At 77.1% G+C, this 14,673-nt stretch carries 13 protein-coding genes; 7 read left to right on the top strand and 6 right to left on the bottom strand.

From position 1 onward, the window contains the following. The first annotated feature begins 139 nt into the window (after nucleotides 1-139). The 3 genes from CNO22_RS20050 (at nucleotide 140) to CNO22_RS20060 (ending at nucleotide 3,415) form a co-directional block, all read left to right on the top strand. Nucleotides 140-889, top strand: a complete 750-nt coding sequence (locus tag CNO22_RS20050; RefSeq protein WP_100501033.1) for a class I SAM-dependent methyltransferase — start codon at nucleotides 140-142, stop codon at nucleotides 887-889. Further along, nucleotides 886-2,070, top strand: a complete 1,185-nt coding sequence (locus tag CNO22_RS20055; RefSeq protein ID WP_100501034.1) for an alkaline phosphatase family protein — start codon at nucleotides 886-888, stop codon at nucleotides 2,068-2,070. The genes CNO22_RS20050 and CNO22_RS20055 overlap by 4 nt, the downstream gene beginning before the upstream one ends. A 232-nt stretch (nucleotides 2,071-2,302) precedes the next feature. Further along, nucleotides 2,303-3,415: a serine hydrolase domain-containing protein gene (locus tag CNO22_RS20060; RefSeq protein ID WP_232807192.1), complete on the top strand. Its 1,113-nt coding sequence runs from the start codon at nucleotides 2,303-2,305 to the stop codon at nucleotides 3,413-3,415. A gap of 20 nt (nucleotides 3,416-3,435) precedes the next feature. Here CNO22_RS20060 and CNO22_RS20065 read toward each other — a convergent pair whose 3' ends face one another. The 3 genes from CNO22_RS20065 to CNO22_RS20075 all read right to left on the bottom strand — a co-directional run bounded on the left by CNO22_RS20065 (nucleotide 3,436) and on the right by CNO22_RS20075 (nucleotide 6,057). After that, entirely contained in the window at nucleotides 3,436-4,377 is a 942-nt protein-coding gene (locus CNO22_RS20065) for a sucrase ferredoxin (RefSeq protein WP_100501035.1), read from the bottom strand. Nucleotides 4,378-4,474: 97 nt separating this feature from the next. Then, nucleotides 4,475-5,473 carry a cupin domain-containing protein gene (locus tag CNO22_RS20070; RefSeq protein ID WP_332870097.1) on the bottom strand — a complete coding sequence of 333 codons (999 nt, stop codon included), beginning with the start codon at nucleotides 5,471-5,473 and terminating at the stop codon, nucleotides 4,475-4,477. A 263-nt stretch (nucleotides 5,474-5,736) separates the two neighbouring features. After that, nucleotides 5,737-6,057 carry a BatC protein gene (locus CNO22_RS20075; protein WP_100501037.1) on the bottom strand — a complete coding sequence of 107 codons (321 nt, stop codon included), beginning with the start codon at nucleotides 6,055-6,057 and terminating at the stop codon, nucleotides 5,737-5,739. Between the two features lie 217 nt (nucleotides 6,058-6,274). On the opposite strand from CNO22_RS20075, the gene dinB reads away from it, so the two are divergent. The 3 genes from dinB to CNO22_RS20090 all read left to right on the top strand — a co-directional run bounded on the left by dinB (nucleotide 6,275) and on the right by CNO22_RS20090 (nucleotide 8,631). Further along, nucleotides 6,275-7,483, top strand: coding sequence for a DNA polymerase IV (gene dinB, locus CNO22_RS20080; protein WP_100501038.1), 1,209 nt, complete (start codon nucleotides 6,275-6,277; stop codon nucleotides 7,481-7,483). A 300-nt stretch (nucleotides 7,484-7,783) separates the two neighbouring features. Then, nucleotides 7,784-8,194 carry a DUF3040 domain-containing protein gene (locus CNO22_RS20085; RefSeq protein ID WP_100501043.1) on the top strand — a complete coding sequence of 137 codons (411 nt, stop codon included), beginning with the start codon at nucleotides 7,784-7,786 and terminating at the stop codon, nucleotides 8,192-8,194. Nucleotides 8,195-8,277: 83 nt separating this feature from the next. Beyond that, nucleotides 8,278-8,631, top strand: a complete 354-nt coding sequence (locus CNO22_RS20090) for a DUF2750 domain-containing protein (protein WP_100501039.1) — start codon at nucleotides 8,278-8,280, stop codon at nucleotides 8,629-8,631. A gap of 34 nt (nucleotides 8,632-8,665) precedes the next feature. On the opposite strand, the gene CNO22_RS20095 is transcribed toward CNO22_RS20090, so the two are convergent. From CNO22_RS20095 to CNO22_RS20105, 3 genes are read right to left on the bottom strand one after another with little or no spacing between them, the layout of a single operon-like run. Further along, the gene (locus CNO22_RS20095) at nucleotides 8,666-11,056 is read right to left on the bottom strand and encodes a transglutaminase-like domain-containing protein (RefSeq protein ID WP_100501044.1); all 2,391 of its coding nucleotides are present in this window, start codon (nucleotides 11,054-11,056) and stop codon (nucleotides 8,666-8,668) included. Beyond that, nucleotides 11,053-12,411 (bottom strand): DUF58 domain-containing protein, encoded by a 1,359-nt coding sequence (locus CNO22_RS20100; protein ID WP_100501040.1) that lies wholly within the window; start codon nucleotides 12,409-12,411, stop codon nucleotides 11,053-11,055. Before CNO22_RS20100 ends, CNO22_RS20095 begins: the two co-directional genes overlap by 4 nt. A 1-nt stretch (nucleotide 12,412) precedes the next feature. Next, a complete protein-coding gene (locus CNO22_RS20105) occupies nucleotides 12,413-13,393 on the bottom strand; it encodes an AAA family ATPase (RefSeq protein ID WP_100501041.1) in 981 nt (326 codons plus the stop codon). A 480-nt stretch (nucleotides 13,394-13,873) separates the two neighbouring features. Here CNO22_RS20105 and mraZ point away from each other — a divergent pair, with 480 nt between their 5' ends. Next, nucleotides 13,874-14,308: a division/cell wall cluster transcriptional repressor MraZ gene (gene mraZ / locus CNO22_RS20110; RefSeq protein WP_100501042.1), complete on the top strand. Its 435-nt coding sequence runs from the start codon at nucleotides 13,874-13,876 to the stop codon at nucleotides 14,306-14,308. The last annotated feature ends 365 nt before the right edge of the window (nucleotides 14,309-14,673 follow it).

Consider the following 14,673-nt stretch of genomic DNA (forward strand, 5'->3'; position numbering starts at 1 on the left):
TGTGTTAGGTATATGTAGGAGGGAACGGGTCGCGAGGTGGATAGTCGCGGAGCCGGGCGTCAGCCGGCGCGCACCTGCGCAGGCGACGACCCCGCGAGCGGACCGGTGGCCGGCACCGACCGCGGCTAGGCTCCGACGGGTGCCGCCGTCTGCTCCCGCCTCGTCCGCCGCGGACCAGCTGCCCGCCCGCGCGGCCGCCGTCTGGGCCGCCCTCGACCCGCTCGTCGCCGCGGGCCGCCCGCTGCGGGTCCTCGACGTCGGCGGCGGCAGCGGCAACTCCGCCGTCCGGCTGGCCCAGATGGGTCACGACGTCACCGTGGTCGACCCCAGCGCCGACGCCCTCGCCACGCTGAACCGGCGGGCCGAGACCGCCGGCGTCGGCGCGCGGGTGCACGGCGTCCAGGGCGACGGCGACCAGCTGCACCAGGTCGTGCCCGCCGGCGACGACGGCTACGACCTGGCGCTGTGCCACTCGGTGCTCGAGGTGGTCGACGACCCCGTCACCACGCTGCGCGAGCTCGCCCGGGCCCTGCGCCCCGGCGGCACCGCCAGCGTCGCCTCGGCCAACCGGGCCGGCGCGGTGCTGGCCCGGGCGATCGCCGGTCACCCGGTCGAGGCGCTCGCCCTGCTGGAGGACCGCGACCCCGCCCCGCGGCGCGCCCGCCGTCCCGCCCGCCGTCGTTTCACCCCCGAGGACCTGCTGGCACTGGTCGAGGCCGCCGGGCTGCAGCCGGGCAGCTGGCGCGGTGTCTCGGTGGTCGCCGACCTGCTCGACGTCGCCTCCGGCGCCGACCCCGAGGCGGTCCGCCGGCTGGAGCTGGCACTGGCCGGCAGCTCGCCCTACCGCGACGTCGCCGCCGGGCTGCACCTGCTCGCGACCCGCCCGTGACCCTCCCCGTCGACGGGTTCCCGGCCGACCTCGCCCGGCCCGACTACGGCACCGCCACCCTCGCCGACGTCCTCCCCAGCGTCGCCACCGCGCTCGGCGTCCCGGTCGAGCGTGGCGACCTGCCGCCCGACCCGCTCGGCCTCACCGCCGCGCTGGCCGGCGCCCACCGGGTCGCCGTCCTGCTGGTCGACGGGCTCGGCGCCGACCTGGTCCGCGCGCACCCCGACGTCGCCCCGACGCTGGCCGGGCTGGCCACCCCTACCGGCGACCTCTCCGCGCCGTGCCCGAGCACCACCCCGGTCAGCCTCACCACCCTGGGCACCGGCCTGCCGCCGGGCAGCCACGGCGTGCTCGGCTTCGTCACCGCCGTCCCGGGGGAGGACCGCACCCTCAACCACGTGCAGTGGGCCGACGACCCCGACCCCGCCGTCTGGATGTCGCGGCGCAGCGTCTTCGAGCAGGCCGCCGACGCGGGCGTCGAGGTCGCCGCCGTGGCGCCCTACGCCTTCCGCGGCTCGGGACTGTCGAACGCCGCCTACCGCGGCGCCCGCTACACCGGCACCGTGGGCGCCGGCGACCTGGCCGCCGTCCTGCTGGAGTCGCTGGCCGCGGCACCGCGCAGCCTCGTCTACGGCTACACCGCCGAGCTCGACCTCACCGGGCACGTCCGCGGCGTCGACTCGGCCAGCTGGCGCGCCCAGCTGGCCCTCGTCGACCGGCTCGTCGAGCAGGTCGTCGACGGACTGCCGGACGACGCCGCGCTGCTGGTCACCGCCGACCACGGGATGCTCGACGTCCCGCCCGGCACCCGGCTCGACCTCGACGCCCACCCCGAGCTCACCGAGGACGTCCGGCTGCTGGCCGGCGAGCCGCGGGCCCGCTACGTGCACGCCGTCCCCGGTGCCGAGGCCGACCTGCTGGCGCGGTGGCGGGAGGTCCTCGGCGACCGGGCCTGGGTCGCCGGCCGCGACGAGGCCATCGCCAGCGGCGTCTTCGGCCCGGTGGACGACGGCCTGGCCGGGCGGATCGGCGACGTCGTGGCGCTCGCCCGCGGCACCTGGGCGCTGACCGCCACCGAGCAGGAACCCGGCCCGAGCCGACTGGTCGGGTACCACGGCTCACTCACCGCAACGGAACTGGCCATCCCGTTGCTCGCCGCGCGGGGTCGCGCCCTCGCCTGACCGCGCGGTGTTGACGCCCCGCGGCGGCGGGGACGACAGTCGCCCGGCGACCGGAGCCCGAGGTCCCACCCAGCCAGGGCGGAGTCCCGATGACCGCCAGCCGAGCACGCTGCCTCTCCACCGTCGTCGCGGCGTCGGTCCTGACCACCGTCCTGCTCGCCCCCGGTGCCGCGGCGGCCCCGCGCCGCTGACCGCGCCGGCGGGGGCGAGCGTCGTCGCCGACCCCGCCCTGGTGGCGGACCTGCGGGCCGACCTCGAGGCGTACCTGCAGCAGCGGGGCGCGGCCGAACACGTCTCCGCCGCCGCGCTGAGCGTCAGCCTCCCGGACCAGGCGACGACGGTCGACGTCAGCGCCGGGACGACGGGGTCCGGGGGATCGGTGCCCGTGCAGCCCGACGCGCCGTGGCAGATCGGCAGCAACACCAAGGCGTTCACCTCGGTGCTGCTGCTGCTGCTGCAGCTGGAGGCGGAGCGCCGCCTCTCGATCGACGACCCCGTCAGCCGGTGGCTGCCGCAGTACCCGCAGTGGCACGACGTCCCCATCCGGCGGCTGCTGGACATGACCAGCGGCATCCCCACCTACGACGACCAGCCGGCCTTCCTCACCGACCAGGCCGCCGACCCGCTCCGGGAGTTCACCCAGGAAGAGCTGGTCGGCTACGTGGTCGGGGCCCCGGCCACCTCCGGCTACAGCTACTCGAACACCAACTACGTCCTGGCCGAGATGATCATCGAGCGGGTGACCGGGACCGGCTATGTGAACCAGCTCTCCGCCCGGCTGCTCGGACCGCTGGGCCTGCGGGACACGTACTACCGCTCGCACCTCTACCCCCCGGGGACCCTCGGCCGCCTGCCGGCCGGCTACTACACCCGGACCGACGAGCCCGAGCTGTCCCCGCTGGTCGGACGGGACGTCAGCCGGGACAGCCTGTCCTGGGCGCGTGGCGCCGGCGGCATCCTGAGCACGACGGCCGACATGACCCGGTGGGAGCGCGCCCTGTACGAGGGGTGGCTGCTGCCGCCGCAGCAGCAGGCCGAGCTGATGAGCCTGGTGTCGACAGCGACGGGGGAGCCCATCGAGGCGACGAGCCCCGACGACCCGAGGGGCTTCGGCCTGGGGGTCGCCCAGGTGACCGACGCCCTGGGCACCTTCTGGTTCTACGAGGGCCAGACCCTCGGCTTCCGCTTCCTGCACGCCTGGTTCCCGGAGTCCGGGCTGATCGTCGCCATGGGCCTGAACAGCAGAGCCGACGAGGACCGGATCGGGGTGCTGGCGACGACGGTGTACGAGACGCTGGTCGCGCACGGCCTCGCCGAGCCGGTGCCGGCCGGCACCGGGGCCTGACGGGCGCCGGGAGGCCCGGGTCAGACGCCGGAGAGCAGCCGCACGTGCCAGGTGCGGCCGTGCGCGGCGTGCACGGCCCGGCAGGTGAGCGGCGCGGAGTCCTCCGACGGGCGGCTCTCCACCTTGGTCACGACGTCGCCGTCCGGCCCGGCGAGGGTGACCACCCACCGCTCGACCTCCACCCCGGCGGGGGTCAGCCGGCGCACGTCGCGCGGCAGCAGGTCGTCGACACCGAGCAGCGACAGCTCCGCGCGGGCGGTGTGCTGGGCCGCCTGCACCGGTGCGGGCAGCCCGGAGCGGCCGCGCAGCCACGGCAGCGCGACCCGGCCGCCGGCGTGCGCCTCGACCAGCTCGGCGCCGTCCCCGGGCACCTGCCCGTAGTAGAAGCCGTGCGGGAGCACGAGCACGTTGCTGGCGAACCGGCAGCCACCCAGGTGGCTGCACTCCCAGACGTCGTCGGCGGGCATCGTCCGGGCCAGCGGCCGCCCGCGCAGCGCGCAGCAGGCGTCATGGCCGCCGTGCGCGCACACCAGGTAGAGCGGCCGGTCGGCGCGCTCGCCGACCGACCCGTCCCACGGCACGTCGACCAGCTCGGCGTCGCTCTCGCGCACCGACCACCACACGCCCTCGACGCCGGGCCGGCCGTCGACGTAGGCCCAGCGGCGCTGCGAGTCGGCCAGCCGGTCGCCGGGACGGCGGACCAGCAGCAGCCGCACCCCCTCGATCCGAGCCCGGTGCGCCAGCCGCGGCGCGACGGCGGGGTCGAACCGGGACTGGGTGAGCGCCTCGACGCCCCACGGCCCGGGCTGCTCGACCAGCAGCCAGCGCTGCGCCGGTGAGGCGGTGGCGACGCCGGAGTCGCCGCGGACGAGCGCCTGCACGGAGCAGCGGTCGGGGTCGAGCCGGCCCGCCGGCAACCCGGGCGCCGCGGCCACCCGGCAGAAGTCGGCAGGTGTGCTCACGCCCGCACCTCGGTGGCGCTCGGCCGGGCCGGAACCGGCGGTGCTGCGTACACGGGGAACCTCGCGAGGCTGGGTCACCGGGGGAGACCCGCCCGGCTCACGATCGGGTTCCGGGCGCGCGCTCACGCCCCCCATGGTCCTCCGCGGTCGCACCGGGCACGGTGGCGATGGACTCGGTCACCAACCGGCGGGCCAGGGTGAGCTGGTCGGCGGCGTCGAGCCCGGGCAGGTCGGCGACCTTGAGCTCGCCGGCGGCCAACAGCTCGGCCACGGCCGGCCGGGTCTCGGCGGGCAGCTCGAGGGAGCGCCGTCCGGCGATCAGCGTCACCCGCCCGTCGGCGGCCTCGCGCAGCCGGCAGCGCAGCCGGCGGCGCAGCCGCAGCACGGTGTCGGAGGAGAGGGCGGCGGCGGCGGTCGCCTGGGCCAGCGGGGCCACCGGCTCCGGGCGGACCTGCGACCAGGTGCGGGCCCGCAGCCGGTCGGCGACCTCGGCGGGGTCGACGCGGTCCAGCCAGTCCTGGAGCGCGGACACGACCGTCGCGACGTCGTCGGCCACCGTGGCCGGGTCGGCGAGGTCCACGCCCAGCGGCAGCGAACGGCGCAGCTCCGGGTCCTCGGCGGCGAGCACGCGCACCAGGTCGAGCGCGGACTCCGCGGCGGCCCAGCGGGTGACCGAGTGGACCCCGACGGTCAGGTGCGCGCTGATCGCGCCCAGGGCGGTCGCCGAGTGCAGGTAGCCGCGGGGCAGGTAGAGGGCGTCACCGGGGCGCAGCACCGCGTCGATCACCGGCTCGCGCTCGGCGGCGGCGGCCACCTCGGCGGCCCGGTCGTTCCACGGCTGGGTGCGCAGCGGGTCGGTCAGCACCGGCTCGTGGATGCGCCAGTGCTTCTCGCCGGCCACCTGCAGGACGAAGACGTCGTGGACGTCGTAGTGCGGGGAGAACCCGCGCGAGGACGGCGGGGTGACGTAGGCGTTGACCTGAGTCGGGTGGCCGAGGTCGGCGGCGAGCTGGTCGGCGAACTCGATCAGCGGCGGCCAGAGCCGGTGCAGCCCCTGCAGGACGACGGTGCTGCCGTCGGCGAACAGCCGCAGCACCGCGTCGGAGGAGACCTGGTCGGCGACCTCCGCGCCGGCGCCGCCGGAGGTCGTGAAGCGCTTGGGGTCGACGACCGCGCCGTCCTTGGCGATCCGCAGGAACGGGGTGCGCAGCCCGCGCCGGGACAGCAGCTCGTCGACCGCGGCGAGGTCGAGCAGGTCGTCGAAGGAGCCGCCGGTCTCCTCGGCGCGGGTCAGCAGCGGCCGGCGGGCCCAGTACTCCTCGGCGAAGACCCGCGGGTCGAGCGCGGTGGAGTCCTCGGTCAGGCCGAACCGTCCGCGCCGCCGTCGGCACCACCGTCGGCACCACCGTCGGCACCGCCGTCCGAACCGCCACCGGCAGCGCCGCCGTCGGCCGGGCCGTGACCGGCACCGCCGTCGGCGCCACCGTCCGCACCGCCGTCCGCACCGCCGTCCGCGCCGCCGTCGGCACCGCCACCGGCGGCACCGCCGTCGGCCGGGCCGTGGCCGGCGCCGCTGTCGGCGCCACCGTCCGCACCACCGTCGGAGACGCCGGACGTGCCGGCGGCACCGCCGTCGGCGGGACCTTCGGTGCTGGTCATGTCGTCGTCGTCGAGAGCCATCGGTCTCCCATCACGTCGGGTCCGGGCCGCCGGCCGGCGACCCTCCGAGGGTGCTGTACCTCGCCCATCCTGCTCTCACACGCCCGCCCCGACCAGCGCCGACGGGTGGTCGGCAACGTCTCGGTCACGGCACCGCGTCGAGGTGCCGCCGGGGTGGTGCGGGCGTTAGCGTCCTCCCCGTCGGTCGAACACGCGTTCGAGCAACGGGGAGGTCAGGGTGCCGTCGGGGTCGTCGTCCCGTGCTGCGGGCTGCACCGTGCTGCACGTCGACATGGACGCGTTCTTCGCCAGTGTCGAGGTGCGCCGCCGGCCGGAGCTGGCCGGGACGCCGGTGATCGTCGGCGGGGCGGGCAACCGCGGGGTGGTCACCTCGGCGACCTACGAGGCGCGCCGCTACGGGGTGCACGCGGCGATGCCGACGTCCCGCGCGCTGCGGCTGTGCCCGACGGCGACGGTGCTGCCGGGGGACATGGCCCTCTACGCCGAGGTGTCCCGCGCGGTCATGGCGCTGTTCCGCTCCATCACCCCGCTGGTGGAGCCGCTGAGCCTGGACGAGGCCTTCCTCGACGTGTCCGGCTCCGGGCGGCGACTGGGCGACGCCGCCGAGATCGGCGAGTACCTGCGCGCCCGCGTCTTCGACGAGCAGGGCATCACCTGCTCGGTCGGCGTGGCCGGCACCAAGTTCGTCGCCAAGCTCGCCTCCACCGCCGCCAAGCCCGACGGGCTGCTGGTCGTGCGGCCGGCCGAGGTCATGGCGTTCCTGCACCCGCTGCCGGTCGGCGCCCTGTGGGGGGTGGGCGCCAAGACCGAGGAGGTGCTGCTGCGGCTGGGGCTGCGCACCGTCGGCGACCTCGCGCACGTGCCGGTGCGCACGCTGCAGCGGGCGGTGGGCCCGGCGGCCGGCGCGCACCTGCACGAGCTGTCCTGGGGGCGCGACCCGCGCCAGGTGGTGCCCGATGAACCGGAGCGGTCGGCCGGGCACGAGGAGACCTTCGGCACGGACGTCGACGACCCGGCCGTGGTCCACCGCGAGCTGCTGCGACTGTCCGAGCGGACGGCGGGCCGGCTGCGCTCGGGCGGCTGGCTGGCCCGCACGGTGACGATCAAGGTCCGCTTCGCCGACTTCACCACGATCACCCGCAGCCGCACCCTCGGCGTCCCCACCGACGTCGGGCAGGAGCTCTACGACACCGCCCGCGCGCTCTTCGACGCCCTCGGCCTGGACCGGGCCCGCATCCGGCTGGTCGGCGTGCGCGCCGAGCGCCTGGTGCCGGCCGGGGAGACGCCGCGCCAGCTGGAGCTGGGCGCCCGGGAACGCGGCCGCCGCGAGGCCGAGCTGGCCGCCGACCGCGCCGCCCGCCGGTTCGGCGCCGGCGCGGTCCGCCCGGCGACGCTGCTGCACCGCGACGGGCAGCGCACCCGGTGAGCCGGACGCATCGCCCCGAGTCACGTCGCCCCGAGTCACGTCGCCCCGAGTCACGTCGCCCCGAGTCACGTCGCCCCGAGCCCCGGGGCGCACGCCCGACGGGGTCGCAGCCCACCAGGTGGCGGGAACTCCGGCCGCGCCCCGTTCGTCACCCCGCCGAGACCGAGGGCCACCCGCCGGGGTGATCACGGCGACCCGGCGCGGCTCGCCTTTCGCACCCCGCGGAGGGCTCGTATCCTCGGTGTCACCGACGGCGGGCACCGCCGTCGGGTTTTGGCTTTGGCCCACGTGGAGGTCGACGTGCCGCTCTCCGAGCACGAGCAGCGACTGCTGGAGCAGATCGAGCGCGCCCTCGTCGATGACGATCCCAAGTTCGCCTCGTCGGTCCGTTCCGGTGACCGCCGCGGCAAGGCGCGTCGCAAGCTGCAGCTGGGTGTCCTGCTCTTCGTGGCGGGCATGGCCGCGCTCGTCGGCGGTGCCGTGATCCCGTCGGTGCCGCTGGGCGCCCTCGGCTTCCTGGTCGCGTTCGGCGGGCTGGCGCTCACCGTCCTGAACTACCGCTCGGCCACCGGCGGGGTCGAGGTCGGCCCCGCCGGTCCGGCCGGCAGCACGGCTACCGGCCGGGGCGGTCGCGGGCGCGGCGGCAAGGTCCGCCGCCAGCCGCTGAAGAACCGGCTCGAGGAGCGCTTCCGCCGCCGCTACGACCAGTAGCCCACGGCTCCCCGCGACAGCCGCCGTCCCTCCTGGACGGCGGCTGTCGTCGTCCCTGGCCCCGACTCCCCGCAGGAGGCACCGTGACCGACCCCGACACGACCGCGGTCTGGGACGACCTCGCCGCCTCGGGCGGCCTGTGGGCCTGGGGCGACGAGGACGGCGTGGCCCCGTGGACCGACGGCGACGGGCACGACGTCGTCCCGCTGTGGACCGCGGCGGAGCGGGCCGAGGAGGAGGCGCTGCCGGACGCCGAGCCCGGTGAGGGGCCGGTGTTCCTCGACGTCGAGGGGCTGCTCGAGGCGATCCCCGAGTGGATGGCCGCCGGCGTCGGCGCGGCCGGGCTGCAGTCCGAGGGCGGCCGCTTCACCCTCACCGTGCCGCTGGCCGAGCTGACCGAGCGGCTGCTGCGCCTGCAGGTCGACCGGCCGACCTGACCCCCGGCGAGATCGCCGATCTCGCCGCGGACGCTCAGCCGCGCAGCGCCGTCCGCCGGCCCCACCGTGGCCGGGGCAGGGCCGCGCGCAGCCCGGCCAGCAGCGACGGCGGCCAGAGCAGCGCGTGCAGCCGGGCACCCCGCGACGCCGCGGCCAGCAGCCCCCGGCGGGCGTCGGCGAGGTCGGCGCGCAGCTCCGGGCCGACGGTCGGGACGCTGCCCGGCCGGGCGTAGCTGGCCGCCTCCTCGGCCCGGGCCAGCCGGGCGACCGCCGCGGCCACCCCGGACCCCGCGACCGCGCGCCGGCCCGGCCGGTGCGCGCCGCTGCCGGTGGCGGCCTGGGCCAGGGCCTCGGCCACCTGCCGCGGTGTCCGGGCCGGGTCGGCGGTGCGGCCGAGGTCCAGCGCGGTGGCGGCCAGTTCGTCCCACAGGGCCGCCGGGCTGCCGGTGCCCAGCCGTCGCCGGCGCTGCAGCACCCGCAGCCCGGCCGGCACCGCCGCCAGCGCCAGCACGACGAGGACGACGCCGACGGCGCGCAGGGCGCCCGGCACCCACGAGGCGGCCTGCTGCGGCGCCGCCTGCGGCACCGGCGCGTCCTGGGGAGCCGGCTGGTCCTGCGGCGCCGGGACCGTCGGCGCGGGCAGCGGGGCCACGGTCGGGTCGGTGCGCGGGTCGACCTCCAGGTCCTGCGGCCGCGGCGCCCATGGCAGCTCGACGGCACGGTCGGTGTCGATCGGGGTCGGGTCGTAGGGGACCCAGCCCAGGTCGTCGAAGTAGACCTCCACCCACGCGTGCGCGTCGTCGCTGGTGATCAGCCGGCTGCCGTCGGGCTGCGCCGTCCCGGGGGTGTAGCCGAGCACGACCCGCGCCGGGACGCCGGCCGCCCGGACCAGCGCCGCCATCGCCCCGGCGTACTGCTCGCAGTAGCCCTGCCGCAGCCGCAGGAAGTCGGCCAGGTCGTCGCCGCCGGTACCCGGCGCGGTGGACAGGGAGTACTCGTAGTCGTTGGCCGGGTCGGTGAAGTGCCCGTAGACGGCCTGCACCCGCTCGTAGGGGGTCTCCGCGCCGGCGGTGAGCGTGGTGACCAGCTCGTCCACGCTCGGGTCGAGGTCGGGCAGGGCGGTGTAGCGCTGCACCAGTGGCAGCTCCGGCGGCAGCGGGCCGGCCGCCGCGAGCTCCTCGGCGGTGGGGCGCGGCTCGACCGCCGCCACCGACCAGGTCTGCCCGGCCGTCGAGACGTCGCGACCGAACACCGTGCCGGTGCCCGGGTCGAAGCGCCAGCGGTCGGGGTCGGCCACGTCGACCGACTGGGGTGCGTAGAGCACCGGGAGGAAGCGGTCCTCGTGGCCGAGGGCGGTGACCAGCGCGTCGACCGGCCGGCCCCCGCGCCGCCCGGCGAGGGCGGCCAGCTCGGCCTCGTCGGCGACGCCCGTCTCGCCGTCGAGGTTGCCGATCGTCCAGCCCTCCGCGGCGTCGTAGGCCTCCAGCGCGACGACCCGCAGGTACCCGGGGTCGGGCACCGAGGCGTTGAGCTGCAGCAGGTCGACCGGCTCGTCGAGGGTCAGCTGGCCCTGCAGCGCTGCGGCCGGGTCGAGGGCGGTCCCGGTCGAGCCGCCGCCCCCGCCGCGGCCGAAGCCGCCGGAGAAGCTGCCCTCGGTGAGGGTGGGGACGACGGCGCCGACCACCAGCCCGAGCACCACGGCGACCGCCCCGGTCCGGACGGCGGTCAGCGTCCCGGCCCCCAGCAGCGGACGCCGTCCCTCCGGCGAGCGCCGGCCCAACCGCCGGTGCTGGTCGGCGAAGAGCAGCAGTGCCAGCCCCGCGGCCGGCGCAGCGACCGGCAGCACGCCGATCGACCCGGTCACCGTGCTCACCGGCACGCAGAACAGGACCAGCAGCCCGAGCCCGGCCAGCGCCGCCTGCCGCGCGCCGACGGCCACCACGTCCACGGCGACGGCAACCAGCCCGACCAGCAGGGTGGTCAGCGCGACCAACCCGGTCAGCGGCAACGCGGGCGTGGCCTGCTCGGCCATCTCCACCGTGCCGTCGGCCATCACCGCGCCGAGGTCGCCGAGGCTGCCGCCGGTGGGCAGCCAGCCGCCCCACGCCCGGTCGGGCGCGAACAGCGCGGTCAGCACGCAGGCCAGCACGACCAGCTGGCCGGACGGGACGACGAGGGCCACCAGGGCGGTCCACCAGCCGGGCGCCGTGCCCTCCGTGGTCAGTCGGTCGGCCAGCGCGGCACCGGCCACGCGCAGCAGCAGGCCGGCCGCGGCGACGGCGACGACCGCCGCCAGCACCGGGGGCCGCCAGTCGCCGTCGGTGAAGACCGGCACCAGCGCGAGGGTGCCCAGGGCGGTGGCGACCGCGGCGGCCAGCGTCGTCCCGGCGTCGCGCAGCAGGCCGCGCGCCGTGTCGCCGCTCACCGGGCACCGGCCTGCAGGACACCGGGCCGGGCCACCCGCGCCCACACGTCGGCCACCGTGTCGTCGGCGCCCGCGACGGCCACCTGCCAGCCACCGGCGCGCAGCAGGTCCGCCGCCGCCTCCTGCTGCCGGGTCAGCTCCGCGCGGGCCGCCGCGCCGACCGGCCGGCGCCGGCGCGCGCCCTCGGCCTCGGCCCAGCTGCCGATGTCGGCAAGGACGGCGAGGTCGGCCGCCGGACCCGAGCGGACCCGCACCAGCTCGGCGGCCTCGTCCGGCCCGATCGCCCCGAGCAGCGCGACGACCGGCCCCTCGCCGGCCGCGCGGGTCAGCAGCGCCAGGCCGGGGCCCAGGCCGGTCAGCCGGGACGGCACCACCCCGGCCAGCCGGTCCAGCAGCTCCTCGGGACCGAGCCCGGCTCCGGAGTCCGCGCCGGTCAGCTCGGCGCCCTCGGTGACCACCCGCAGCGCGGCGCCGCGCGCGAGCAGCTCGGTGCCGATGCTGGCCGCCGCCTCGACCAGCCACTCGAGGCTGTCCGGCGGGGGTGCGTCGGGGCCGGGAGGGGCGGCCCGGCGGTCGGTGGGCTGCACGCGGGCGACCAGGTGGGCGCGGGCCCGGGTGTCGAGCAGCAGGGTCGCCTGCGCGCGCCACGGCCGTTCCTCCAGCCGCACCATCAGCTCACCGGTGCGCGCGGTCGCCCGCCAGTGCACCTTCCGCAGGTCGTCGCCCTGCCGATAGGGCCGGGTGCTGACGTCATCCTCCCCGTGGACGGCCAGCGAGCGGCGTGCGCCCGAGCCGCCGGCGCCGTGCCCGCCACGCGGGCCGCCGGGGCCCAGCGGCAGCACCCGCGGCACCACGACGAGGGTCGCGGTGTCGGCGCCCACGACGCTGCGCAGCACCAGGCCGAAGGGGTCCACCAGCCGCAGCTTCAGCGGCCCGAGCCGGTAGCGGCCGCGGCGTCCGCCGTGCACCCGGTAGTGCAGCGTCGTGGACCGGCCGCCGGGCAGCCGGTCGACGACGAACTGCGGGGTCGGGCCGAGCTCCCGCGGCAGCGTCTCGGCGAGCAGCCACAGCCCCCCGGTGCCGCGCCCGGCGTTGCTCAGCTCCAGCTGCACCTCGGCGTCCCGCCCGCGGGGCACCCGGACGGGGGTCACGGTGCGGCGGGAGGCGACCCGGAAGCGGTGCCGGGCGACGGCGACGGCCGACAGCAGCGGCAGCGCCAGCACGAAGACCGCCACCTGCACCAGCGGCTGCTCGCCCAGCAGCACGCCGAGCAGCAGCAGGGTCAGCCCGGCCGCGACCAGGCAGCGACCGCGCAGCGTCAGGCTCGCCAGCGCGGATGCGACCGGGCCGGCCACGTCAGCGGCCGCGGGGGACCGGCACGGTCCTCAGCAGGTCGGCCACCACCTGCTCGGCGGGGCGGCGCGAGGCGGCGGCGTCCGGGGTGAGCAGCAGGCGGTGGGCCAGCACCGGCACGGCGACGCTCTGCACGTCGTCGGGTAGCACGTGGTCGCGGCCGGCCAGCGCCGCGGTGGCGCGGGCGGTGCGCAGCAGCTGCAGGCCCGCGCGCGGCGAGGCGCCCAGCCGCAGGTCGGCCGACCGGCGGGTGGCCTCGACCAGCGCCACCACGTAACGGCGCACCGCCTCCGACACGTGCAGCCGGCCGACGGCGGCGACCAGCGCGCGCACCCCGGCAGCGTCGGTGGCCGGGGTCAGCGTGGTCAGCGGGTCGGTGGTCACCAGGTCGTCGAGCATGGCCAGCTCGGCCTCGCGGTCGGGGTAGCCCATGGAGACCCGGGCGGTGAACCGGTCGCGCTGCGCCTCCGGGAGGGGGTAGGTGCCCTCCATCTCGATCGGGTTCTGGGTGGCCATCACCAGGAACGGCCGGGCCAGCTCGTAGCTGACGCCGTCCACCGTGACCTGCCGCTCGGCCATGCACTCCAGCAGCGCCGACTGCGTCTTGGGGGAGGCCCGGTTGATCTCGTCGGCCACCACGATGTTGGCGAACACCGCGCCCGGCTTGAACTCGAACTCGCGGGTCTCCTGGTCGTAGACCGACACCCCGGTGACGTCGCTGGGCAGCAGGTCCGGCGTGAACTGGATGCGGCGCACGCTCGCGTCGACCGAGGCGGCCAGCGCCTTGGCCAGCGTGGTCTTCCCGACGCCGGGCACGTCCTCGACCAGCAGGTGCCCCTCGGCCAGCAGCACGACCAGCGCCAGGTGGACGACGTCGGGCTTGCCGTGGACCACCCGCGCCATGTTCGCCGCGATGCGGGCGCCCTCCGCCGCGACGTCGACCGGGGCCGCTGTCCCCGCGGTCGTCGGAGTCACCTCGGTCACGCAGCCTCCTCGCCGGCGCTCGTCGGCCGCGTGTCCGACGGTGCTCTGCCCATGGGTGCGACCTCGCGAGCGCGGTGCCCGGGCCCGTGTCCGACGGTGCCCGGCCCGGGTGACCTCGCGAGCTCGGTCACGTCATCAACGTTACGTGCCCGGACGTCTCCCGGCCGTGGCGTCGCGCACGCGCACCCGACCCCGCCTCGGCTCCCCACCGGCTCGCCTCCGGACCCCGCGACGGGCGCCACCGGCGGGCTCCGCTGGTGGGGCGGGGTGGGACCGCGCCCCACCGCGCCCCACCCCGCGGCCGGGACCGGCGTCCGGGCCGCTGACCTGCGGGAGCGGGGGTGGAGAGGACCGATCACGAGATGGTGTCGAGTGGTGTTCGGTGGGGCGTAGTGGGTTAGTGTGTGGCGCGGTGGGGAGGCAAGGCCCGTCCCGGGGTCGCCCCGGAGCACGAGGAGGACCGATGGGGGAGGTGATCCGGTGTTCGTCGGCAGCTACCCGTTGCGCCTCGACGAGAAGGGCCGGCTCGCACTCCCCGTCCGCTTCCGCGAGCAGGTGGCCGGCGGCATGGTGATCAAGAAGGGCCAGGACCGCTGCATCTACGGCCTCACCATGGCCCGGGTCGCCGAGCAGAGCGCCGCGGCCGCCGCGATGGCGCCCTCCGACACCGCCGCCGCCCGCATGCGCGCGCGCATGAGCTTCGGGTCGATGGTCGAGGTCGAGCCGGACAAGACCGGCCGCATCACCATCCCGGCGAACCTGCGCGAGTACGCCGGGCTCGACCGCGACGTGGTCGTCGTCGGCGTCGACACCCGCTTCGAGATCTGGGACGCCGCCACCTGGGACGCCTACGTGGCCGAGCAGGAGGCGATCTACGCCGACATGGAGAGCGAGGGGATGCCCACCCTCTCCTGACGCCGACGTCCCGATCCTCCGACCCTCCGGGCCCCACCCCCGACCGAGCCGACTTCCCCGCGGCTCGACCGGACCGGCCCGAGCCACCTTCCCCGCGGCTCGGTCCCACGGCACCGGAGGAGACGCACCGCCCACCGGGCGCGCCGCCGGTCCCCACCGGCGCGGGCCCGCCCGTCCCCGCGGGGCTCCACCTGACGTACTTCCCCGGCGCCAGGCGGACCCCGCGGGGACGGGCGCTGTCCCTGATACCCATCTCCGAGCCCACGAGACCGTACCAGATCTCGTCTGCCGCCTCCTGCTTGAAAACAAAAACATACAGCACACACCTAGACATCCTACCGTTTCCAGCTGAACAGCACATCCTC

This window comes from Geodermatophilus chilensis, assembly GCF_002802985.1.
Classification (GTDB): domain Bacteria; phylum Actinomycetota; class Actinomycetes; order Mycobacteriales; family Geodermatophilaceae; genus Geodermatophilus; species Geodermatophilus chilensis.